Annotated in this window: 23 protein-coding genes and 2 riboswitches; of the genes, 22 read left to right on the top strand and 1 reads right to left on the bottom strand. The window is 53.5% G+C overall.

Features of this window, described 5'->3' with window-relative positions; genetic code table 11:
- Positions 1-188: 188 nt before the first annotated feature.
- The 15 genes from MHH28_RS07405 (at position 189) to murB (ending at position 15,850) form a co-directional block, all read left to right on the top strand.
- Positions 189-365 carry a hypothetical protein gene (locus MHH28_RS07405; protein ID WP_405113510.1) on the top strand — a complete coding sequence of 59 codons (177 nt, stop codon included), beginning with the start codon at positions 189-191 and terminating at the stop codon, positions 363-365.
- Between the two features lie 273 nt (positions 366-638).
- Entirely contained in the window at positions 639-1,037 is a 399-nt protein-coding gene (locus MHH28_RS07400) for a DUF2500 domain-containing protein (RefSeq protein WP_405113508.1), read from the top strand.
- Positions 1,038-1,278: 241 nt separating this feature from the next.
- Positions 1,279-1,701, top strand: a complete 423-nt coding sequence (locus tag MHH28_RS07395; RefSeq protein WP_405113506.1) for a cell wall hydrolase — start codon at positions 1,279-1,281, stop codon at positions 1,699-1,701.
- 166 nt (positions 1,702-1,867) lie between these two features.
- Complete coding sequence (gene gerQ, locus MHH28_RS07390; protein WP_405116912.1) at positions 1,868-2,269, top strand: spore coat protein GerQ; 402 nt, start codon at positions 1,868-1,870, stop codon at positions 2,267-2,269.
- Between the two features lie 314 nt (positions 2,270-2,583).
- Complete coding sequence (locus tag MHH28_RS07385) at positions 2,584-3,900, top strand: hemolysin family protein (protein WP_405113504.1); 1,317 nt, start codon at positions 2,584-2,586, stop codon at positions 3,898-3,900.
- Positions 3,901-4,045: 145 nt separating this feature from the next.
- A complete protein-coding gene (locus MHH28_RS07380; RefSeq protein ID WP_405113502.1) occupies positions 4,046-6,001 on the top strand; it encodes an ATP-binding protein in 1,956 nt (651 codons plus the stop codon).
- 93 nt (positions 6,002-6,094) lie between these two features.
- A complete protein-coding gene (locus MHH28_RS07375) occupies positions 6,095-6,850 on the top strand; it encodes a DsbA family protein (protein WP_405113500.1) in 756 nt (251 codons plus the stop codon).
- Positions 6,847-7,281, top strand: coding sequence for a disulfide oxidoreductase (locus MHH28_RS07370; protein ID WP_405113498.1), 435 nt, complete (start codon positions 6,847-6,849; stop codon positions 7,279-7,281). The genes MHH28_RS07375 and MHH28_RS07370 overlap by 4 nt, the downstream gene beginning before the upstream one ends.
- 226 nt (positions 7,282-7,507) lie before the next feature.
- A riboswitch (cyclic di-AMP (ydaO/yuaA leader) is annotated at positions 7,508-7,667 on the top strand.
- Between the two features lie 129 nt (positions 7,668-7,796).
- Positions 7,797-9,614: an APC family permease gene (locus MHH28_RS07365; RefSeq protein ID WP_405113496.1), complete on the top strand. Its 1,818-nt coding sequence runs from the start codon at positions 7,797-7,799 to the stop codon at positions 9,612-9,614.
- A 179-nt stretch (positions 9,615-9,793) separates the two neighbouring features.
- Entirely contained in the window at positions 9,794-10,819 is a 1,026-nt protein-coding gene (locus MHH28_RS07360) for an ABC transporter substrate-binding protein (RefSeq protein ID WP_405113494.1), read from the top strand.
- Positions 10,820-10,969: 150 nt separating this feature from the next.
- Positions 10,970-12,031, top strand: coding sequence for a FecCD family ABC transporter permease (locus tag MHH28_RS07355; protein WP_405113492.1), 1,062 nt, complete (start codon positions 10,970-10,972; stop codon positions 12,029-12,031).
- 8 nt (positions 12,032-12,039) lie between these two features.
- The gene (locus MHH28_RS07350; RefSeq protein WP_405116909.1) at positions 12,040-13,062 is read left to right on the top strand and encodes a FecCD family ABC transporter permease; all 1,023 of its coding nucleotides are present in this window, start codon (positions 12,040-12,042) and stop codon (positions 13,060-13,062) included.
- A gap of 42 nt (positions 13,063-13,104) precedes the next feature.
- The gene (locus MHH28_RS07345; protein WP_405113490.1) at positions 13,105-13,911 is read left to right on the top strand and encodes an ABC transporter ATP-binding protein; all 807 of its coding nucleotides are present in this window, start codon (positions 13,105-13,107) and stop codon (positions 13,909-13,911) included.
- 43 nt (positions 13,912-13,954) lie between these two features.
- Positions 13,955-14,764: a (2Fe-2S)-binding protein gene (locus MHH28_RS07340; protein WP_405113488.1), complete on the top strand. Its 810-nt coding sequence runs from the start codon at positions 13,955-13,957 to the stop codon at positions 14,762-14,764.
- Positions 14,765-14,935: 171 nt separating this feature from the next.
- Complete coding sequence (murB, locus tag MHH28_RS07335; protein WP_405113486.1) at positions 14,936-15,850, top strand: UDP-N-acetylmuramate dehydrogenase; 915 nt, start codon at positions 14,936-14,938, stop codon at positions 15,848-15,850.
- A gap of 97 nt (positions 15,851-15,947) precedes the next feature.
- Here the strand turns inward: murB and MHH28_RS07330 are convergent, their stop codons facing one another.
- Entirely contained in the window at positions 15,948-16,283 is a 336-nt protein-coding gene (locus tag MHH28_RS07330) for a hypothetical protein (protein ID WP_405113484.1), read from the bottom strand.
- A 194-nt stretch (positions 16,284-16,477) separates the two neighbouring features.
- Here MHH28_RS07330 and MHH28_RS07325 point away from each other — a divergent pair, with 194 nt between their 5' ends.
- The 7 genes from MHH28_RS07325 to MHH28_RS07295 all read left to right on the top strand — a co-directional run bounded on the left by MHH28_RS07325 (position 16,478) and on the right by MHH28_RS07295 (position 22,065).
- Entirely contained in the window at positions 16,478-17,218 is a 741-nt protein-coding gene (locus MHH28_RS07325; protein WP_405113482.1) for a ZIP family metal transporter, read from the top strand.
- Positions 17,219-17,317: 99 nt separating this feature from the next.
- Positions 17,318-17,361, top strand: a riboswitch (PreQ1 riboswitch).
- An 83-nt stretch (positions 17,362-17,444) separates the two neighbouring features.
- Complete coding sequence (gene queF, locus MHH28_RS07320; protein WP_036726570.1) at positions 17,445-17,945, top strand: preQ(1) synthase; 501 nt, start codon at positions 17,445-17,447, stop codon at positions 17,943-17,945.
- A gap of 46 nt (positions 17,946-17,991) precedes the next feature.
- Complete coding sequence (gene queC / locus MHH28_RS07315) at positions 17,992-18,657, top strand: 7-cyano-7-deazaguanine synthase QueC (RefSeq protein ID WP_405113480.1); 666 nt, start codon at positions 17,992-17,994, stop codon at positions 18,655-18,657.
- Complete coding sequence (gene queD / locus MHH28_RS07310) at positions 18,657-19,139, top strand: 6-carboxytetrahydropterin synthase QueD (RefSeq protein ID WP_405113478.1); 483 nt, start codon at positions 18,657-18,659, stop codon at positions 19,137-19,139. The genes queC and queD overlap by 1 nt, the downstream gene beginning before the upstream one ends.
- Positions 19,132-19,854, top strand: coding sequence for a 7-carboxy-7-deazaguanine synthase QueE (queE, locus tag MHH28_RS07305; RefSeq protein ID WP_405113477.1), 723 nt, complete (start codon positions 19,132-19,134; stop codon positions 19,852-19,854). The genes queD and queE overlap by 8 nt, the downstream gene beginning before the upstream one ends.
- 165 nt (positions 19,855-20,019) lie before the next feature.
- Positions 20,020-20,838 (top strand): VanW family protein, encoded by an 819-nt coding sequence (locus tag MHH28_RS07300; RefSeq protein ID WP_405113476.1) that lies wholly within the window; start codon positions 20,020-20,022, stop codon positions 20,836-20,838.
- Between the two features lie 90 nt (positions 20,839-20,928).
- Positions 20,929-22,065 carry a zinc-dependent alcohol dehydrogenase gene (locus tag MHH28_RS07295; RefSeq protein WP_405113474.1) on the top strand — a complete coding sequence of 379 codons (1,137 nt, stop codon included), beginning with the start codon at positions 20,929-20,931 and terminating at the stop codon, positions 22,063-22,065.
- Positions 22,066-22,098 lie beyond the last annotated feature (33 nt).

Below are 22,098 nucleotides of genomic sequence, written 5' to 3'. Positions count from 1 at the left end.
GATCAGAATCAGTTCAGCTGCAATGACTCTTTAATATAAGGAAAAATCTTATTTAAAATTTTCTTTAAAAATGTGAAAAAAATCACATGACAAACTTTGAATCCTGTGATATATTTAACACATAGAGAACAAGTTACTTTTTTCACAAACTTTCAAACAAACTTCCAACCCGAATAGGAGAGATTACAATGACAACTTTTGAAACGGATTATATGACAAGAAACCTGCTGCAACTATGCTACAACTGCGATGACGCGCACCTGTGCCAGACCGAAGAACAATGCAGAGCCTGCTGGGCAGACAACGGCATGATGCCGGAAGACGCGAACGAAACCAGACAATTGTTAGACCTCGTACATGCTTAATGTAACCATCCCTCGGGTATTACCCAAGACCATTTAAGCTCCCGGCAGCACCGGAGCTTGAGTGGTCTTTTTGCAATTATAAGAACTTATATGTTTCACACGATAACTTATCCTTCTATTTCTCGCTGAAACGGTACCGTCCTTGCAAAGGACGGCGAAGCCGTTTCTACTTGCGTTCCTCCCGGTGCTGTCTTACAGATAAGAGGCATATACATGTAGAGAAGCCTGTATGGGCAGGCAAACTAACTACGTGGGAATAAGGGGGAAGAGACAATGGGAACGGGAAGTGATCCATCCTGGATGTTCGATTTTACAGGAACGGTATTGCCGGTCTTTCTCGCTGTGGTCGTGGGGATCATCGCAGTATCCGCAGGCCGGGGATTGCTTCAGTGGAGCCGGAACAATAATGCCCCCCTGCAGTCCATTCCCGCGCGTATTGTGAGCAAGCGTACCGAAGTACGCCAGCAGCAGTCTCAGGAGGATAGTCTCTCCAGCCGGACCAGCACCACTTACTATCTGACTTATGAAGCGGAGGATGGGGTGCGCAGGGAATTCAAGGTGGAGGGACAGGAATACGGGATGAGCGCTGAGGGGGATCAAGGCATATTGACGTATCAGGGAACACGTTATCACGGGTTTCAGCGGCGCGCCCATTACTCCACGGCGGAGTAGGGAAGACGGCAATGTACAATAGATGGTAAAGGCATCCCCCTGGTTCCCGCTGTGGAGCATGGGGGTTTTTGGTGTAGCGCCGGCAAGGGGCGGGATACAGAGCGGCAGGAATTTGGGCGCAGACTGTCACCTCTTGGGCGAATGCACATACAATACAGCGAGCAGCACAACAACACCGGAGAATATTGCAGTCAGTAAGGTCCTATAGCCGTCAATGAAATGAATGCAAGGAGGAGAACGTGTGGCTGTCATCAAAACAAACTCGGAGGACGTAAGAGTGCTTGCACGGCTGATGCGGGCAGAGGCTGAAGAGGATGGGGAGTCAGGCATGCTGATGGTCGGCAATGTCGGCGTGAACCGGATTCTTGGCAATTGCCTGGATTTCAACAACATCCGCAGTGTGAATGACATGGTGTACCAGAGCCCCGGCGGCTTCGAAGCCCCGCAGAAGGGATATTTCTATCAGCGGGCGCGGGAAGCCGATATCCGGCTGGCGAAACGTGCGATTAACGGGGAGAGAACATGGCCGGCCTCGAATGCGCTCTGGTTCTTCCGCCCTGTCGGCGACTGCCCGGCAAGCTGGTACAATCAGCAGAATACCGGACGCTACAAGGCGCACTGCTTCTTCACTCCGACACAGGGGGATTGTCCGGCAGTATACTAGGCAAGACCAAGATTATGATTAAACCTTAGGAGGTAATCCGTACATGATCGTTCAACCGTACCGCCCAGTTCCTTACATGATGGGCAGCAACCCCGCAGGCAACATGAACAATATGGATAACATGAGCAATATGAATAACATGAATAACATGAATAACATGAATAATATGGGTCACATCGGCAATATGGGTAAAATGGGAACTATGGGCAACATGGGAGCCATGCCGCCCCAGGTGAGCAGCGGCAGTCCCATGATGCCCGGCGGTACGGTGATCTCTACAACCGCACCTGTATATGAACAGTCCTATGTCGAGAACATTTTCCGTCTGAACCTTGGCAAGGTCGGCACCTTCTATTTCACGTATGAGAACAACAAAGACTGGAATGCCAAGGTCTATACCGGGGTGCTTGAAGCTGCGGGCCGTGACCATCTGATCATCAGCGACCGTGCTACAGGGCAGCGGGTGGTGCTGTTGATGGTTAACTTCGATTACGCCACTTTCGAAGAGCCGCTTGTCTATCAATATCCGGGCGTTGTAGGGAATCCGCTGGGCGTTCGCAACTGCTAAGCGCTTTTCCGGCCATTTATCCATAGAATAACCCAAAAACGGCTGTCCGCCTTGGTTAGAGGCGGTCAGCCGTTCCTTATGCTCCCGTACTTACATATGCTGTATTTTTCGAGGGGACACGCATGCTTGCTGTTTCACCTAATATATTTATATAATGAAAGTATTATTTATAATCCGTGATTTTGTATAGGAGATGAGGGCATTGGGGAATTGATACGCAAGGGTTCTCTTAGCGTAATCGAGTCTGACATTTTGAGCAAACGAAGGAGGTGGGCCTATCCAGCCGTACAGGTTACGGTGGATAGGAGTATAAATTGAGCGACCCTTTACCCGGTATATTACATGTAGGACTTATTATTTTGCTTGTGCTGCTTAACGGATTTTTCGTTTCGGTGGAGTATGCGATGGTGAAGGTGCGCAGCGGGCGCATTGAATCGCTGATTGAGGAAGGCAGCAAGAGAGCGCTGGGCGCCAGGAAGATTGTCCATAATCTGGATGGTTTTCTCTCGGCTTGCCAGCTTGGGGTGACCCTTGCTTCACTTGCGCTGGGCTGGCTGGGAGAACCTGCCGTGGCTACGATTGTCGGGCCGCTGATCAGGAGTATGGGCTTTGATGAGACTAGCGTTTTTGTCATCTCCCTGATTATTGCCTTCATGTTCATCACGGTGCTCCATATCGTACTCGGCGAGCTTGCACCGAAGACCATTGCTGTGAACAAGGCTGAGGCGGTGCTTCTGTTAACTGCCGGTCCGATGAACGTTTTCTACCGGATTATGTTTCCTTTCATCTGGGTGGTGAACGGGCTGGCCCGGGGACTGCTGCGGATCTTTCGTCTGACACCGGCTTCCGAGCTGGCTACTGCGCATACGGAGGAAGAAATCCGCATTCTGATGCAGGAGAGTAACAAAAGCGGCTTGATCGACAACACAGAAATGACGCTGGTGGATAATATATTTGAATTTGCCGATACGATGGCCCGGGAGATTATGATTCCGCGTACCGAGATGATCTGCCTGAACACGCATCTGGAGACGGAGGAGAACCTGGAGATTGCCTTCGATGGAATGCGGACCCGGTATCCGGTCTGTGACGGCGACAAGGACCATATTCTCGGCTTCATCCACGTTAAGGATATGATCCGCGATAAGGCACCGCATTACCATGAATTGATCCGTCCGATCCTGACGGTACCGGAATCGATTCAGATCAGCAGTCTCCTGAAGGTCATGCAGCGCGCCAAGACCCAAATCGCTATTCTTATTGATGAATATGGCGGTACTTCAGGGATGGTTACGCTGGAGGACATTATGGAAGAGATTGTCGGTGAGATTCAGGATGAGTTCGACGAGGAGCGGCCCGGCATTGAGAAGCTGGGTGAGGATGAGTTCTCCGTAGACGGACTGATGCTGATTGAAGAGATCAACGACAAGCTTGGCATTCATATGGAAACTGATGATTATGATACGATCGGCGGCTGGTTGTATTCCAAGCTGGAAGTCAATCCGCCCCAAAAAGGGCAGAGCATCGAGTTCGACAATCATTTATTCGTGGTCGAAGAAACCGACAATAAGCGGATTTCCCGGATCAAGCTGCTGAAGCTGCAGTTATTGACAGAAGAAGCCGGAGCATAAGCTGCTGCATACACTATAAGCATGGCGCTACTATAGCGCTGTGCTTTTTTTTCATTATATGGATGATTTTTTCATTATAAGAATAATTAGTTCTTGCGGTTCTCCGATTCGTCCGGATTTAAGGCGGGTAAGGAAGTGTAAATACATGCACTATATCCGATTCAAGAAAGGGGCGGGAGCGTTGGAACATCCGTTGAACACTCACAATGATCTGCTGGTCCTCTTATCGGTTGCGATAGCATTTCTCTCCTGCTTCACGGCGCTGGATCTGACGGAACGGTTACTTCGCGGCCAGCGGAGCTCCCGTTATATCCTATTGATCTCCCTGGTGCTGGGTACAGGCTTGTGGAGCATGCACTTTATCGGGATGCGCGCGATGAATCTGGGCGTTCCGGTATCGTATAACCTGCCATTGCTGGCGTTCTCGCTCATGATTCCTGTGGCAGCTTCTTACATGCTGTTAGTAATGCTGAATAACGCACACACCCGCAGCAGGATCTATCTGGCTCTGGGCGGTCTCTTGTTCAGCAGCGGCATCCTGATCATGCATTTCAGCGGCATTCTGTCGATGGAGCTTACGGCAACCTATGAGCAAGGCGCTTTTTCCATTATACTGGCGGTGTTGTTCGCTCTGATCGTCCCTGTGGTCACCGCATCCTACGATCCGAAGTGGCTGGAGCCTGCCTACAATATGTTCAGCTTCAAAAAACTGCTGCTGGTCTTGACCCTGACCGGCGCGTTCACAGGCATCCATTACGCTGCCATGGCGGGCGCTTCATTCGTTGTGGGGGAACCGTCCGCTGCTGCCGGGCAACTGCTCTACCTGAATGATTCCATACTGGGAATGATCCTGTGCGGCTCCTTCCTGTTCATTGTGTCGATCGTCCTGGCCCTGCTGTTCAGGGACCGGCAGCGGGTACTCCAGACGGCGGCCTTCAATGAGCAGCGGTACACTGCGCTCTTCGAGCAGAGTCCTGACATGGTGCTGTGCATTGATCCTGCGCGCAAGAAGATCATCAGTGCTAATCCTTCCGTGCGGAACACTACGGGATACAGCAGAGAAGAACTGGGGAATTATAAGGCGGTACTGTACAGTGAGCGGGATGAAGCGGCTGTCCGGGAGGCCGTAACACGTGCTTCACGGGGCCAATCCTCCAAGCTGGAGCTTAAGGTGCGGATCAAGAGCGGGGAGCAGCTGATCTGCAGTGTCACCGTCTTTCCTTTGCTGCATCACACGGAGCAGTGGGTCTATCTCGTAGCCGAGGATGTTACTGCCCTGATGAAGTATCAGTATGAGCTGCTGGAGGCCAGAGATGCCGCTGAGAGCGCTGTGACAGTCAAAAGCGAGTTCCTGGCCACCATGAGCCATGAGATTCGCACTCCGCTGAACGGCATTATCGGCGTCAACCAGCTGTTGGCTGAGGAGATCACTAATCCTGAGCATCTGGAGCTCCTCCGGCTTCAGAGCACTAGCAGCCACGCGCTGCTGCAGGTGATGAGCGATATTCTGGACATCTCCCGGCTGGAGGCGGATGGCCTGACCCTGAACAAGGACACCTTCAGGCTGAAGTCACTGCTTCAGGATTGTGTGGATCTGTTCATAGTGAGCACACAAGACAAGCCGTTATCCCTGGAGCTGGAGATTGAAGAGGGCCTTCCTGACAAGTACACCGGGGATATTAAGCGTATCCGCCAGATTCTGATCAACCTGATCGGCAATGCTGTGAAATTCACGCCCTCTGGTACGGTGACGGTTAAGGTGGAGTCCTATGGCGTCCGGGAGGCCGCTCAGGCGCTGCAATTTATGGTGCGCGATACCGGCATTGGCATCTCACCGGATAAGCTGCAGCTGCTCTTCCAGTCCTTCTCCCAGGTGGACGGGTCGCATACCCGCAAATACCCGGGCACGGGTCTGGGGCTTGCGATCTGCAAGAAGCTGGTGGACCTGATGCAAGGAGAGATCTGGGCAGAGCCGGCAGCGGGAGGCGGCACGCAGTTCTTCTTCAGAATCAGGCTGCAGTCGCTGGAGGATTCCCCGGAGGTCTTCTTCGGCAAGGATACAGGGAACGGGGAGAAGGCGGAGGACAACGAGGCTGTATAATACAGCGATTGCCAACAAGAGAGTGAACATTATATAATTTGAAAGTAACTATTCTTTTATCACGACAGTCCAGAGGACGGAAAGGAACTCTCTTTGAGCAAAACGAAAAAAAACCATGTCACGGCTCCTCAAATGAGCAAGCAGGAGAAGCGCAGGGCAGAGCTGGAGCAGCAGAAGCAGAAGACGAGAATTCTGATCGTGAGTACGGTAGCCATCGTCATCATTATTTTTGTAGGATTATTCATGCTGGCTTCGAAGGATTCTTCGCCTGCCGGCTCAGACAGTAAGCCGCTGGCCTTCAATTACAGTGAAATGCTGCGGCTTGGCAAGGAGGATGCTCCGGTGAAGATTGTCGAGTTCGGCGATTATAAGTGCCCAGCCTGTGCCCAGTTTACAGGAGGGATTAAGCCGCAGATCGTTAAGCAGTATGTGGATCAGGATAAAGCAGCCTTCTATTTCGTGAACCTGGCCTTCCTCGGTACGGATTCCAGAACAGCCACACTGGCTGCGCGGTCGGTCTATCACCAGAATCAGGAAGCCTTCTGGAAATACTTCGATGCCATCTATGCGAATCAGGGTGCAGAGGACAAAGAATGGGCTACGCCTGACTTCCTGGTTAGTCTCGCCAAGCAGCTGGAGCTGCCAGTGGATTACGACCTGCTGCGCAAGGATATTGATGAACGCACCTACGAGAAGGAGCTGGACAGGGATATTAAGGCCGGCACCGATGCGGGCGTAACGAATACGCCTTCCTTGTTCGTGAACGGCATCAAGGTGCAGAAGCCGTTCGATATGGAGGAGATTGACGCCAAGATCCAGGCAGCAGCGGGAGCTGCGACTACCCCATGACCGCCTTCTCTGCCTTCTGCCGGCGTAACTGTCTCTACTTGGCTTGGTTCGTCTGTGTGGTTGCTGTAGCGGGAAGCCTGTATCTCAGTGAGGTCCTTCATTACGAGCCCTGCAAGCTGTGCTGGTTCCAGCGTATCTTCATGTACCCGCAGCTGTTCCTGCTGGGGATCGCCACCTACCGGGCGGACAAGCGGATCATTCCTTATGTGCTCCCCCTCAGTCTGATCGGCGGCAGCATCTCTATTTATCATTATGCGGAGCAGAAAATACCGGCGCTCAGCAAGGTGCTTCCCTGTACCATCGGCGTACCGTGCAACAAGGATTATCTGAATTGGTTCGGATTTATAACGATCCCTCTGCTGGCACTGATAGCCTTTGCTTTAATCTCCATTCTGCTCTGGAACGGCCGCAAAGAAGAGGACGCGGAGTAAGAAGCTGCCGGGCAGAAGGAAGAGAAGAGAATACCCTTAATTTTAGCAAAAAATAATAAGCAAAAACCCTGTAAAATCACGTGTTACAGGGATAATGAAAGAGAATGAAAGATCAGGACATACCGGATGATGGATTTGGTTGTTTTGAGTTCTTTTCATTCTTTTTTCATTTGTTTCCACGCTTTACGGAAGACGTATTGTAGCTTAATATTAGTCCTTGTGAGAAGTTGAATATGCGCTGAATTTTCCGGAAGGAAAAACGGGGGAACCACACTTTGGCCAAGGCCAAAAGGGGTGAATCGGTCAGGCCGCAAGGGCCTGTAACCGTAGGGCTACCACAGTCCGAATCCGCCAGCTAACCTCGTAAGCCACTAGTGGGATAATGACCATGCACTCTAAGGCATGCGGATCATTTCCGTATGCTTATTTTGTTGCCTGCATTTATGAAATCCACTTATGAAAACAGCGCACGGAAACCCCGTTTCAACTTAACCAAGAGAGGAACTGTTACTACAATGGTAAGCAAGGTAAAACGACTATTGATCGGGCGTCCGATGAAGTCGAACGAACTCGATCATGAAAAGTTATCCAAGGTGAAAGCACTGGCTGTTCTGTCTTCTGATGCGCTCTCGTCTGTAGCCTACGGAACAGAACAAATTCTGATTGTACTGGTGGCCGCCGGGTTCACCGCTATCTGGTACTCATTGCCAATTGCATTAGCCGTACTGGGCTTGCTGGCCATTCTGATTCTGTCCTACCGGCAGACGATCTTCGCTTATCCGCAGGGCGGAGGTGCCTATATCGTGGCCAAGACCAATCTTGGGGTTCATACCGGCTTACTGGCCGGCGGCTCGCTTCTGGTGGATTACATTCTGACGGTGGCGGTAAGCGCCTCGGCGGGGACGGATGCGATCACTTCGGCTTTTCCAAATCTTCATAATCATAGTGTACTTATAGCGGTATCCGTTATTCTGCTCTTAACGATTGTCAACCTGCGCGGGGTGACCGAATCGGCTTCCTTCATCGCCATCCCGGTCTATCTGTTCGTCGTCTCCATCTTCGTGCTGATTATCGCGGGGTTCATCAAATATGCAACCGGCGGGGCTCATGCCCAGGTTCCCGAGATTGGTTCGGCAGTGTCGAACGTGAGTATGTTCCTGCTGCTGAAGGCGTTCAGCTCCGGCTGTTCCGCCCTGACCGGGGTAGAAGCGGTCTCCAATGCCATTCCTAACTTCAAAGCGCCGGCGGAGAAAAATGCAGCCAAAACGCTGATGCTTATGGGCCTCATTCTCGGGGTGATGTTCACAGGCATTACGCTGCTCGCTTACTGGTACGGCATCATGCCTAATGAGAAGGCCACGGTAGTCTCACAGATTACCGAGTCTACCTTCGGACGGGGCGGGCTGTACTTCTTCATCCAGGGCATTACGGCGGTGATCCTGTTCCTGGCAGCCAATACGGCGTACTCGGCCTTCCCGCTGCTGGCGTTCATGTTCGCCAAAGACAAATATCTGCCCCATGCGTTCATGGTACGCGGCGACCGGCTGGGCTTCTCTAACGGGATTATTTTCCTCGGCGTGATGTCGGCTGTGCTGGTAGCGGCATTTCACGGGAATACGGAAGGACTCATTCCCTTATATGCAGTAGGGGTATTCATTCCGTTCACGCTGTCGCAGCTGGGAATGATGGTCCAATGGTACAGAACGAAGCCGAAAGGCTGGCAGAGCAAGTTCGCCGTGAATACGGTCGGTATGCTCACCACGTTAACAATTACACTGATCTTCATTATCACCAAATTCTCCAGCGTGTGGATGGCCTTCATCTTCCTGCCGGTTGTGATCATCGTGTTCCACCGGATTCACCGCCATTATATGAATATTGCCGACCAATTGCGGATCTGTCCGGCTACCGACAAGCCTTGTATCAAAGGAAGCACCGTTGTCGTTCCTGTCGCCGGTGTAACCCGCGCTGTCCTGCATTCGATCAGCTATGCGAAGTCCTTGACCAATAATGTGGTCGCTGTATATGTAGGGTTCGATGAAGAAGAGATTCACAAGATGGAACAGAAGTGGGAGGAGTGGAACCCCGGAGTACGGCTGATTGTCCTGCGCTCCCGCTACCGCAGCATTATCCGCCCGCTGGTGAAATTCATCGATACGGTAGAATGGAAGACCGCTTCAACAGATCATATTACCGTCCTGATTCCGCAGTTCGTAACCAAGCACTGGTGGCAGGCTGTACTGCATAATCAGACCAGCTTGTTCATCCGCTCTTATCTGATGAATCAGAAGGATATTGTAATCGCCACGGTTCCGTATCACCTGCATAAATAAAGCTTCCTTATTATATAAACGATAAACGGCTGTTTCTGCTTGATGCGGAGACGGCCGTTTTGACGTTATTTTAAGTTATTGGTTGACATAGAGAATGAGAATCAATATCATCAGTATAGACAAGGTAAAGGTAACAGGACTTTTGCCAATCATGAAGGCAACATACAGGAGGGAATTCAATGTTTTCGTTCAACCTGCAAGGATCAATAAGCGGGAAACTGGCGGTGGCCGGACTTATGACTACAACGCTGCTGCTGTCCGCTTGTGGAAATAATAATAGCAATGCAGGCAGTAACGGTGCAGCAACTGCCGCGCCAACGGCAACGGTGGAGGCTACTATGGCGCCGGCAGCAACCGTCGCAGCCGCCGTGGAGAAGACTGTAACGGATGCCATGGGGCATAAGGTGACCGTCCCTGCTAATCCGCAGCGTGTCATTGCTTCTTATCTGGAGGATTATCTGGTGGCACTCGGCGTGACTCCGGTTGCCCAGTGGTCTACTAAGAACGGTACTCAGGCTTACCTTGCCGCTGAGCTTAAGGACGTTCCGCCGATCAGCTATGACCTGCCGCTGGAAGCCGTCACCAGCTTCACGCCGGATTTCCACATCGTCCAGTCGGAAGGCTCCGTTCAGAACGGTCTCTATGACCAGCTGAACAAAATCGCACCCACTTATGTACTCGGCGACAAAGTCAGCAGTGACTGGCGCGCAGCCTTGCTCAAGATCGGTGAACTGCTGAATAAGACTCCGGAAGCAGAGAAGGCTATAGCTGATTATGATCAAAAGGCGGCCTCAGCCAAAGCTGCTGTCTCTGCGGCAATCGGTGATGATTCCGTAGCTGTGCTGTGGCTGGTGTCCAAGAATTTCTTCATTGTTGACGAGACCCGCAGCAGCGGTGCAGTATTATATGGCGATCTTGGAGTGAAGCTCCCGAATCTGGTGACCGAGATTCCTGCGGAGTCCAGAGCACCGTGGAATCCGATTTCACTTGAGAAATTGTCCGAGCTGACTGCAGAGCATATCATTCTGGTGAACAGTGACAAGGCAGACGGAGCCGAGATTACAGATGGGGCGGTCTGGAAGGGGATTCCGGCCGTTAAGGCAGGGAATGTCCACGAATTCAGCAAAGATACCAGCTGGCTGTACAGCGGTCCTATAGCCAATTCCAAGACCATTGATGATATTTTGAGCAGTTTTGTAAAATAACTCTGTTACCGTGCAGGTGGTTATATCCCCGGGATATAAACGCCTGCCTCTTTTTTGTCTATTAACGGGTTGAACAATATTCATATCTTTGCGATAATGAGAATCATAATCATCTATATATCCCTAATAATTCTGATAAGGAGACGGCGTATGGCTTCATCCACACATTCTGCTCCACAAGCTCCTTCTGATGAAGGGAACCCGCCTGTCCGGTCGCGGCCGGTTGCCGCGGCTGTGATTCTGGTGCTGGGGATCGCCGCGATCCTCTTCGGCCTGATGATATCCGTATCGGTCGGTGCGGCGGATATCCGGCTGGCTACCGTATGGGAGGCGGTCTTCCGGTTCAATCCGGAGCTGCCGCAGCATCAGGTCATCCGGGAGCTGCGGATTCCCCGGGCTGCGGCAGGAGCACTGGTCGGCGCATGCTTTGCCGTTGCCGGTGCGATCATGCAGGGGATGACCCGCAACCCACTGGCGGATTCCGGGCTGCTCGGACTTAATGCCGGAGCGGGCGTTGGGCTGGCCCTGGCCTTTGCCTTCGCACCTTCGTTATCCTTCACGTACATCATGATGTACTGCTTCATTGGAGCGGCTGTGGCCTCGCTGCTGGTGTTCGGGATCGGTTCACTCTCTCATACCGGGCTGACCCCGCTTCGTCTGACTCTCGCCGGTGCAGCAGTAAGTGCCATGCTGCTGGCGGTCAGCCAGGGTATTGCCATTCTGTTCAGTCTCTCCCGGGATATCGCCTTCTGGATGGCAGGAGGGATTGGCGGAGCGAGCTGGAAGCAGCTGCAGATTATGTCTCCTTGGGTCGCGGCAGCCCTGATCGGTTCGCTGATGCTCTCACGTTCCATTACACTGTTAAGCCTGGGCCGGGATGTTGCCGCAGGCTTGGGGCAGCGCACCCGTCTGGTACAGACCACAGGGATGGTTATCGTGGTCATCCTCGCCGGAGCGGCGGTCTCCACTGTGGGCCCGATCGCTTTTGTCGGATTAATGGTTCCGCATATCACGCGTTATCTCGTTGGGGTGGACTACCGCTGGATTATTCCCTGCTCCGCAGTCCTTGGCAGTATTCTGGTCATGGTTGCCGATATTGCGGCCAGAATGATTAATGCGCCGTACGAGACACCGGTAGGGGCCTTGATTGCAGTATTCGGTGTACCGTTCTTCATCTATCTGGCCAGTAAGCGCAAGGGGGAGCTGCAATGAACAGGACCATGTCATACCCCCCGGCGAAGCCGCACCGTTCCAGAGATGCCGGTATTCTTACACTGCTTGCTGTGCTTATCGTCATTCTGTTTCTGGTCAGTATGAATACCGGATTCATGCGTTTATCACCGCTCGAAGTTCTACATACCCTGTCCGGCAACGGTACCAAGCAGCAGCAGCTGATTCTGTTTGATTTCCGGCTGCCGCGGATCGTGATCTCCCTGCTGATTGGTGCGGGCTTTGCGGTGGCCGGGTCCATTCTGCAAGGCTTGTCGCGCAATGCTCTCGCCGAGCCTTCCACCTTGGGGATCAATGCCGGAGCCGGATTCGCCGTACTGATCTTTATCTCCTTTGTACCGGCTACTACAGCAGCTCCTATCTTCGTGCTTCCGCTGCTGGCGCTGGCGGGGGCCTCGCTTACAGCAACATTGGTCTATTTCCTGTCTTACAGGAAGGCCGACGGGCTCTCGCCTACGCGGCTGATTCTGATCGGGATTGCCGTAGGGGCCGGGATATATGCGTTTCAGCTCATTTTGTCGTTAAGACTGGACCCGCAGAATTATCAGTTCGTCGCCATCTGGCTGGCCGGCAAAATCTGGGGCGGAGACTGGCGCTTTGTGCTGGCCTTGCTGCCCTGGATAGTAATCCTGCTGCCCTTCGCGTTCTACAAAGCCCGGGTGCTCAATGTGCTGAACCTGGTCGATGAGCTCTCCAAGGGACTGGGCTTGCCGCTCGAACGGGAACGGCGGTGGCTGCTGGCGGCGGCGGTGGCACTTGCAGGAGCCTGTGTATCGGTAAGCGGAAGCATTGGCTTTGTCGGACTGATCGCGCCGCATCTGGCCCGCAGGCTGGTCGGCCCGCGCCATCAGATCATGCTGCCTGCGGCTGCCCTGATTGGAGCCCTGCTGCTGCTTGCGGCAGATACCATCGGGCGCTGGATTCTGCAGCCGGCAGAGGTGCCGGCAGGTATTGTGGTGGCGATCATCGGAGCCCCGTACTTTTTATATCTTATGGCAACAGCGAAGGCTTAACATAGGTAGTTCTACCAATATAAATTCTAAGGAGTGTATATCATGTCGGAACGTTTAAATACAGAGCAGCTGAGCATCGGCTATGCGGAGACCATGATTGTAAAGGAGCTGAATCTGTCGCTTCCGACTGGGAAGATTACGGCGCTCGTCGGGGCGAACGGCTCGGGGAAGTCCACGATTCTGAAGACAATGGCCCGGATTATGAAGCCGAAGAGCGGGAGTGTGATGCTGGACGGGAAGTCCATTCATAACCTGTCCACCAAAGAGGTAGCCCGCCAGCTGGCGATCTTGCCGCAGAACCCGACTGCCCCGGATGGCTTGACAGTATCCGAGCTGGTGGGATACGGCCGGTATCCGCATCAGAAGGGGTTCGGCAGCCTGACGCCTGAAGACCGCAGCATCATTGCCGATGCTATTGCCCTGACCGGCATGAATGAATTCCGCGACCGTCCGATTGACCGGCTCTCCGGCGGACAGCGGCAGCGGGCCTGGATTGCCATGGCGCTGGCCCAGCAGACGGAAATTCTGTTCCTTGACGAGCCGACGACCTTCCTGGACATGGCCCATCAGCTGGAGGTGCTTCAGCTGCTGCAGAAGCTGAATGAGCAGGAAGGCCGGACGATCATAATGGTTGTCCATGATTTGAACCATGCCTCCCGGTACGCGCAGCATATGGTAGCGATCAAATCCGGCAATGTGATCAGTGAAGGCGCTCCGAACGAGGTAATGACCCCGGCGGTGCTGCGTGAGGTATTCGGCATTGAGGCGGATATTGTGCCTGACCCGCGTACAGGGGTCCCGCTCTGTCTGCCTTACGAGCTGGCGGCCTATAAGGCAGTCGGGTTGTAGGCTGGATGATACAGAATTGTGCAAGCGGGGAGTGGACGGCAGCATGAATGATCATCTGATGCAAGAATATAGCTCCAAGTTCGATCTCCATCCTGCGGTACCGGAGGGGACTGTACATTCCTTCGCCGCTGCTGAACTGGTGGAAGAGGCTGGGATGGCGGCTTTCATGGAGGCTTACCGGCCGCTGATGAAGGCGCTCGATGATAAAGCAGCCGGTGCGTACTTCGGCGGTTACTTAAGCATTATTGCACTTGCTGTCCAGTATTCCGTGACCGGCTTCCTGTGCGTACCGGACTTCAGCTTACGGAATCTGCATCTGCATCTTGTTCCGGCGAACGGATACTGCCGTGTTGCGTTCTCCCTGGGTGAATGGGGGATCGGACAAGCTCCGGCAGATGAGCCTGGCCGGAAGGCTTGGCGTAATGAGATGCTCGCCGCCTTCTACCAGAGCACGGCCGGTCCGCTGATCCGCATGGCTTCACAGGTGAGCGGCCTTTCGCCCGGGGAGATCTGGGGTCAGATGCCGACCAAATTCAATTATTATGCGGAAGTCTTCGCCGCTGAGCTTACTGATCCGCTCCTGCTCCGCCGGATGGAGGAGGATTACGCCTATCTGAAGGAGGAGCTGCCTGCCGCTGTATTCGGGATGCCGCGAAATCCGTTCCAGGTGAAGGTGCGGAGAATCGAGTCCCTCACCGACCCGCAGCAGACGGTTCAGATGCGTAACCGCTGCTGTATGTATTACCGGACAGAGGGCGGGCGGCTGTGTTATACCTGTCCCCGGATGAAGGAAGAGGAGCGGTCCGCGCGGCGTGAGGAATTCCGGTCTGAGTGCGCAGCAGCAGTCGAATAGGGTATATTTGGGAATTTTGAATCATAATAATGCTGTATGCAGCTTCTTAACAGGCTCCTGTCATTGACAAGGGAGCCTGTTCGTTGTTAAAGTTGTGGTTGCAGAAAGCCGTTATTGCCCGGCAGCATGAGCATCACCATTATCTTGTTCATAGAGTTAGGAGCATGAAGAATGAATATTGACAACATATATGAGGATTTGCAGCAACTCGTTACAGCAGGCTCGCTGAAACGCCGCGAGAGCCTTAAGAATCTGGTCTATACCCGTATGGGCGGCGAAGCGGATATTTGGGCTGCCCCTGTTACATATGATGAAATTCAGAGAATCTCTACTTATGCCCATGATCATGCAATTCCGCTTACGATCCTCGGCAACGGCTCCAATGTGATTATCCGGGACGGAGGGATCCGCGGTATCGTGCTCCAGACCTCCGATCTGGCAGAGATGGGCATCCGTGACGGCCTGCTCTACGCGCAGTGCGGGGCGAAGATTATCGATGTCTCAGTCTATGCGCTTAATCAGGAGCTGACCGGTCTGGAATTCGCCTGCGGCATTCCCGGCACGGTAGGCGGGGCGCTATATATGAATGCGGGAGCCTACGGCGGGGAAGTGAAGGATGTGCTGCACAGTGCGCTTGTGATGGATCAGAACGGCCAGCTCCTTACCCTGCACAGCGACCAGCTGGAATGGGGATACCGTACCAGCCTCTTCTCCAGCGGACAATATATTGTACTGGAAGCCAGATTCAAGCTTCTTCCAGGCGATCCTGCCGCGATCAAGGCTTCCATGGATGAGTTAACGTATCTGCGGAAATCGAAGCAGCCGCTGGAGTATCCGTCCTGCGGCAGTGTATTCAAGCGGCCGCCGGGCCGGTTCGCCGGACAGCTAATTCAGGAGAGCGGCCTACAGGGTACGCGTATCGGCGGCGCTGAGGTGTCGCGCAAGCATGCCGGATTCATCATCAATGCCGACAATGCCACGGCCAGTGATTATATCGGATTGATCCAGCATGTACGCTCAGCGGTGAAGCATAAGTTCGATGTGGAGCTGGAGACTGAAGTGGAGATCATCGGAGAAGAATTGTAAGCCACAGCATTGGCAAAAATAGGTGCAGTTCTACGCCAACATACCGGCGTAGAACTGCACCTTCTTTGGATTCTTGTGGCCGCTGCCCTCCGGATGATCAGCTTACGGCCAGCGAATATTTCGCCCGGCTCGTCTGCAGATCCACCTTGGCTTCGGACACTTCATGAAGCTGCAGTCCGCTTACAGCCAGCTCATATCCTGGCTGCGGCAGGGGCACAAGCTCGCCGTCCGCATTCATCGTGCTGCCGGTACCGCGCAGAATGACTGCGCTGTCCAGATAATCATCAATAACATCGTCGGCGTTCCGGTAATCAACAGTCTCCAGCTTGAAATGGACGGTGTCCAGATCGTCCAGCTCCCGTTTTTCGATGATAAGTGTTGTATCCTTCCGGGCTTCCAGCCAGTCTATAAGCTTCTGTACGTTTGCTTCCATAGTATGATCCCATCCTTCGGTTAGTAAGAGATTGTTAATTCTAAGTTACCCCTTTGAGTGCAAATGAATCCGTGCTATTTGCTGCTCCCAGGGTTAATTGTTGTACTATGCAGGGTGTTTGCCTTGCCTCGTTCGTGTGTAAACTATTCTTATGCATTGTCATGATGCCAATATCCTTCAAGAAGGTGAATCGAATGGGAAGCGCATTGCTATGGGGCGCCGTGTCCGGCTCGGCAGTCCTGATCGGCGCCTTGCTGGCCTTATTCTTACGGATTCCGAAGAAGCTGATCGGCTTCATTATGGCGTTCGGTACCGGGGTGCTGATGGGCGCGGCGGCGTATGAATTGTTAGAGGATTCTGCAAGTGACGGCGGGCTGGCCCCAACGATCATCGGGTTCACTGCTGGAGCTCTGGTGTTCACGGTGTTCGACTGGTTAATCTCGCGACAAGGCAAAGGCGGACGCAAGCAGTCCGCGAAAGATTCTTCCGGGAAGAGCGATGCCAAGGGCGGTGGCCTGGCTATTTTTGCCGGTACCGTGCTGGATGCTATTCCTGAATCGATCATGATCGGTGCAAGTCTCATTGCGGGCCAGGGCGTTAGTGTGCTGCTGGTCATTGCCATCTTCATCAGTAATATTCCCGAAGGCTTATCAAGCGCTGCAGGGCTGAAGGAAGACGGCTATGGCAAAGGTAAAATCATTCTGCTGTGGCTCGGCGTACTGGCCATCTCCACCTTGGCTTCCGGTGCAGGCTACCTGTTCATGGATCATGCGAGCGGGTTCACAGAAGCGATGATTGCATCTTTTGCCGGAGGGGGAATTATCGCTATGATCTCTTCCAGCATGATGCCGGAAGCTTATGAAGACAGCGGTCCGCTTACGGGGTTCATCGCTGCGATGGGGCTGCTGTGCTCACTGATTCTGGATCAGCTGTGAGGGTTGTCAAGTCCGCTGCACTCATGGTATAGTTCAAGACGCACCTACGTATCAGCATAAGTGTATAGCATCAAGATAAAGAAGGAATCTGCGCCGCGCGCAGGAGAGGTTCGCGAACTCCCTCTATAAAAAACTAAGGCGTTCTTAGTAGAGCCAGGTTTTCGAAATCTCGTTCTTCTTTCCAGTACAGGCCAGTGGCCTAAGGAAAAGAGAGGGGTTTTTTGTTATGTCAGAAGGCAGAATGCAAGAGGAAATGCAGGAGGTTACCCTGCTGGGCAACCAAGGCACGCAGTACAAATTCGGCTATGATCCGGGGATTCTGGAGGCGTTCGACAACAAGCATCCCGGCCGTGATTATTTCGTCAAATTCAATTGTCCCGAGTTCACCAGCCTGTGTCCCGTTACCGGGCAGCCGGATTTCGGGGTGATGTATATCTCGTACATCCCCGACATCCGCATGGTGGAATCAAAGTCACTGAAGCTCTACTTGTTCAGCTTCCGCAATCATGGGGATTTCCATGAGGACTGTGTCAACATTATCATGAATGATCTGATCTCCCTGATGGAGCCGCGTTATATCGAGGTGTGGGGCAAGTTCACACCGCGCGGCGGCATATCCATCGATCCTTACTGCAACTGGGGGCGTCCGGGAACCAAATATGAGGCGATGGCCGAACACCGGCTGATGAATCATGATCTGTATCCCGAGAAAGTGGACAACCGTTAATCCGGCAGGAGCCAGCTTCACAGAGCAATAAGGAGGAGAGATCAGTATGGTAAATAGAAAAGCATTAGTCGTCTTCAGCGGCGGCCAAGACAGCACAACCTGCCTGGCGTGGGCGTTACAGCAGTTCCAGGAGGTTCAGGTGGTCACATTCAATTATAATCAGCGCCATGCCGCCGAGATTGAAGTCGCGAAGGCCATTGCCGCGAAGTTCGGTGTGAAGCAACATATTCTCGATCTGGGGCTGCTGAACCAGCTTGCTCCGAACGCCTTGACCCGGGACGATATTGACATTACCGCAGGTGAAGGAGAAGAGCTGCCCAGCACTTTCGTGGATGGACGCAATCTGCTGTTCCTGTCCTTCGCGGCCATTCTGGCCAAGCAGCTCGGCTACGCCAACATTATTACCGGGGTCTGCCAGACGGACTTCAGCGGATACCCGGACTGCCGGGATGTATTCGTGAAGTCACTGAATGTCACGCTTAATCTGTCGATGGATGTTGAGTTCGTTATTCACACCCCGCTGATGTGGCTGGACAAAAAGCAAACCTGGAAGCTGGCGGATGAGCTGGGACAGTTCGATTATATCCGGGAGCATACACTGACCTGCTATAACGGAATCATCGGCAGCGGCTGCGGGACCTGTCCGGCTTGCCTCCTGCGTAAGCGGGGATTGGAGCAATACGAGGCAGAGCGCCGGGAGGCGGGATTATAATGCGGGGCGAAGTAGCCGTCTGCAAAATTTTCACCTTCGACGCCGCTCACCAGCTGATCGGACACAAGGGGAAATGCAGCAATCTGCATGGGCATACCTATAGGCTTGAGGTAGTCCTGAAGGGTGTACCCTCCATGGAGGAGGGCCAGTCGGATGAAGGATTCGTCATTGATTTCAGCGATATCAAAGGGATGGTGAAGCAGACTGTAGTGGACCGGCTGGATCATGCTTTTCTGGCGATGGGCAATGAGCCTGTGCTGGATTCACTTACCGCAACCGGCTCCAAGGTGGCTCTGCTGTCGTTCCGCACAACGGCGGAGAATATGTCGGCATACATTGCCCATGAGCTGAAGCGCGCTGCCTTGCCGGTGTATTCGGTTAAGCTATGGGAGACACCGACCTCCTGGGCAGAGGTGCTGGCTGCGGATATTCCTGAAGAGGGACCGGCTTACCGGCTGTATGGAGGCTGTGACCATGAGTAGAATTCCGGTCATCGAAATGTTCGGCCCGACGATCCAGGGGGAAGGGGCGGTCATTGGCGTCAAAACGATGTTCGTCCGCACCTACGGCTGCGATTACCGCTGTAGCTGGTGCGATTCCGCCTTCACCTGGGACGGCTCGGCCAAGGATAAAGTGACGATGCTTACGCCGCAGGAGATTCTCGCCGGGCTGCTGGAACTGGCGGGAGAGAATTTCAATTGTGTCACCATCTCCGGGGGGAATCCGGCTCTGATCGGGGAGGCGATGGGAGAGTTCATCTCCCTGCTCCACGAACGCGGCATCCAGGCGGCGATCGAGACGCAGGGCAGCCGGTGGCAGGACTGGTTCAGCGATGTGGATGTGTTGACGATCAGCCCCAAGCCGCCCAGCTCCGGGATGGCCACGGACTGGGACAAGCTGGATGAGATTATGCATAGAGTCGCTAATACGGGCAAGGCTGCACACAGCCTGAAGGTCGTTGTTTTTAACCAGGAGGATTATGAATATGCCCGTAAGGTACATTTCAGGTATCCTGAGGTCCCGCTGTTCCTTCAGCCGGGCAACGACAACGTCACCGAGGAAGGCGACATCTCAGGCCGTCTGCTGGGGCGGCTGGAATGGCTGTTCGGGCAGGTCATTGCCGATCCGCAGATGAACCGCGCCCGGGTGCTGCCGCAGCTGCATGCGCTGATCTGGCATAATAAGCGGGGGAAATAGCCCTGCTGCCGGGCTGAATATGAATAGAGTTACCGATGGCCGGGCTTCCGATACAAGGGAGTCCGGTCTTTTGCTGTAATCAGAAATAGGACAGAATTGTAGCTTCCGGCAGGTTCAGTTGTACTATAATTGAACAATAATGTGGAAGAGGGAGGCAATCATTCCATGAATTCGGCAATCAACAACATGAAGCCCATCCGGCGTTCCAAGCTGAGATTGTATGCAGGCAAACGTTATTTCACCTGGAAAAGGTACTGGAAATGGATCACGGCAAGCGGACGTCTGGCCAAAGAGCAGCGCAGTGAAGCCCTGCCGTATGAGGCGGCCAGTCATGCTACACCGCTGCTGCGCAAATTGCGCAATGTCGATATGCAGCTCCAGCACAACAAAATTGTGAACCTGAGACTGGCCGTTGCGAAGCTGGACGGACTTGTAATCCAACCGGGCGAGACCTTCTCCTATTGGCGCAGGATCGGCAAGCCTACACGAAGAAAAGGCTACCTCGACGGAATGGTGCTTCATTACGGCGGGTTCCATTCCGGCACTGGCGGCGGACTCTGCCAATTGTCCAATCTGATCTACTGGATGACGCTGCATACCCCGCTGACGGTTACCGAGCGGCACCGGCACAGCTATGATGTCTTCCCTGATGAGCAGCGGACTCAGCCTTTTGGCAGCGGGGCGACCTGTGCCTATAATTATCTGGATCTCCAGCTGCGCAATGACACTCAGCATGCTTATCAGCTTAGGCTGTATCTGGATGAGACTCATCTGCATGGCGAATGGCGCTGTGAAGGACAGCAGCTCTATCATTATGAGGTCTACGAAGATGGGCACCGGATCAGCTTGGAGCCGTGGGGCGGGTACATCCGCCGTAATGCCATCCGCCGCAGGGTGCTGACGCATAGCGGAGAGCTGGCCGGAGATGAGGTGGTGGCCGAGAACCACGCACTGATGATGTATTCTCCGCTGCTGCACGGATAAATCCGGAGGATTTGGGGTTATACCATAGTATGGCTGCTAAGCTATTTTGCTATGTCCATAACTTTACTTCCGAAGGAGTGACCCACACTGATGAAGGCTGTAACGTATCAAGGCAAGAAGAAGGTAGAGGTCAAGGAGGTCGCCGATGCGCGGCTGGAGAAGAAGGACGACATCCTGGTCCGCATCACCTCAACCGCTATTTGCGGCTCTGACCTGCATATCTATAACGGGGAAATTCCGGGGATGCATGATGATTACATTATCGGGCATGAGCCTATGGGAATTGTGGAAGAGGCGGGCCCGGAGGTGACCCGGGTCAAGAAGGGCGACCGGGTCATTGTCCCGTTCAATGTAGCCTGCGGTCAATGCTTCTTCTGCCAGCATGAGATGGAGAGCCAATGTGATCATGCCAATGATGCCAAGGATACCGGCGGCTACCTGGGCTACTCGGACTCTTACGGCGGATTCGCCGGAGGGCAGGCGGAGCTGCTGCGTGTGCCTTACGGCAACTTCGGGCCGTTTGTCGTCCCGGAGGACGCTGAGATGGAGGATGAGAAGCTGCTGTTCCTCTCGGATATTGTCCCGACTGCCTGGTGGGGCGTCGAGAATGCCGGAGTGAAGCCCGGTGACACTGTCATTGTGCTCGGCTGTGGCCCGGTTGGCCTGCTGACACAGAAATTCGCCTGGATGAAAGGCGCGTCCCGGGTCATAGCAGTGGACTATTTGGATTACCGGCTCCGGCATGCGAAGCTGACGAATAACGTGGAGACGGTGAATTTCGAACGGACCAAGGATGTGGAGCTGAACCTCAAGGAGATTACGCGCGGCGGAGCTGATGTAGTGATTGACTGTGTGGGACTGGATGCCAAGAAGACGGTGGTGGAGAAGGTGGAGACGGCCTTGATGCTGCAGGGCGGCTCACTGGGGGCCTTCCGCATCGCCTCTGAGGTGGTCCGCAAGTTCGGCACCATCCAGTTAATCGGCGTCTATGGCCTGAATTACAATATGTTCCCGCTGGGTCATCTGTTTGAACGCAATATCACACTGAAGATGGGACAGGCTCCTGTGATTCATTATATGCCTGAGCTGTATAAGATGATCAAGGAGAACAAGTTCGATCCTACAGATATTATCACTCACCGCCTGCCGATCAGCCGGGCAGAGCATGGCTACAAGGTATTTCAGGAGAAGGAAGAGGACTGTATCAAGGTAGTGCTTAAGCCGTAACAGGGGAGCAGCCTCTGTCAGTTGAGCATCGAT

It is taken from the genome of Paenibacillus sp. FSL K6-1217, from assembly GCF_045040735.1.
Lineage (GTDB): Bacteria > Bacillota > Bacilli > Paenibacillales > Paenibacillaceae > Paenibacillus_AQ.
This window is presented reverse-complemented; position numbering and strand designations above follow the sequence as displayed.

What these genes read in the sequence shown, in the direction of transcription:
- queC (WP_405113480.1), top strand. Translation starts at nt 17,992, where the DNA reads ATGGTAAATAGAAAAGCATTAGTCGTCTTCAGCGGCGGCCAAGACAGC.
- MHH28_RS07400 (WP_405113508.1), top strand. Translation starts at nt 639, where the DNA reads ATGGGAACGGGAAGTGATCCATCCTGGATGTTCGATTTTACAGGAACG.
- MHH28_RS07405 (WP_405113510.1), top strand. Translation starts at nt 189, where the DNA reads ATGACAACTTTTGAAACGGATTATATGACAAGAAACCTGCTGCAACTA.
- MHH28_RS07300 (WP_405113476.1), top strand. Translation starts at nt 20,020, where the DNA reads ATGAATTCGGCAATCAACAACATGAAGCCCATCCGGCGTTCCAAGCTG.
- MHH28_RS07295 (WP_405113474.1), top strand. Translation starts at nt 20,929, where the DNA reads ATGAAGGCTGTAACGTATCAAGGCAAGAAGAAGGTAGAGGTCAAGGAG.
- MHH28_RS07355 (WP_405113492.1), top strand. Translation starts at nt 10,970, where the DNA reads ATGGCTTCATCCACACATTCTGCTCCACAAGCTCCTTCTGATGAAGGG.
- MHH28_RS07345 (WP_405113490.1), top strand. Translation starts at nt 13,105, where the DNA reads ATGTCGGAACGTTTAAATACAGAGCAGCTGAGCATCGGCTATGCGGAG.
- MHH28_RS07340 (WP_405113488.1), top strand. Translation starts at nt 13,955, where the DNA reads ATGAATGATCATCTGATGCAAGAATATAGCTCCAAGTTCGATCTCCAT.
- MHH28_RS07325 (WP_405113482.1), top strand. Translation starts at nt 16,478, where the DNA reads ATGGGAAGCGCATTGCTATGGGGCGCCGTGTCCGGCTCGGCAGTCCTG.
- queE (WP_405113477.1), top strand. Translation starts at nt 19,132, where the DNA reads ATGAGTAGAATTCCGGTCATCGAAATGTTCGGCCCGACGATCCAGGGG.
- MHH28_RS07360 (WP_405113494.1), top strand. Translation starts at nt 9,794, where the DNA reads ATGTTTTCGTTCAACCTGCAAGGATCAATAAGCGGGAAACTGGCGGTG.
- MHH28_RS07380 (WP_405113502.1), top strand. Translation starts at nt 4,046, where the DNA reads ATGCACTATATCCGATTCAAGAAAGGGGCGGGAGCGTTGGAACATCCG.
- MHH28_RS07365 (WP_405113496.1), top strand. Translation starts at nt 7,797, where the DNA reads ATGGTAAGCAAGGTAAAACGACTATTGATCGGGCGTCCGATGAAGTCG.
- MHH28_RS07330 (WP_405113484.1), bottom strand. Translation starts at nt 16,283, where the DNA reads ATGGAAGCAAACGTACAGAAGCTTATAGACTGGCTGGAAGCCCGGAAG.
- murB (WP_405113486.1), top strand. Translation starts at nt 14,936, where the DNA reads ATGAATATTGACAACATATATGAGGATTTGCAGCAACTCGTTACAGCA.
- gerQ (WP_405116912.1), top strand. Translation starts at nt 1,868, where the DNA reads ATGGGTCACATCGGCAATATGGGTAAAATGGGAACTATGGGCAACATG.
- queF (WP_036726570.1), top strand. Translation starts at nt 17,445, where the DNA reads ATGTCAGAAGGCAGAATGCAAGAGGAAATGCAGGAGGTTACCCTGCTG.
- MHH28_RS07370 (WP_405113498.1), top strand. Translation starts at nt 6,847, where the DNA reads ATGACCGCCTTCTCTGCCTTCTGCCGGCGTAACTGTCTCTACTTGGCT.
- MHH28_RS07350 (WP_405116909.1), top strand. Translation starts at nt 12,040, where the DNA reads ATGTCATACCCCCCGGCGAAGCCGCACCGTTCCAGAGATGCCGGTATT.
- queD (WP_405113478.1), top strand. Translation starts at nt 18,657, where the DNA reads ATGCGGGGCGAAGTAGCCGTCTGCAAAATTTTCACCTTCGACGCCGCT.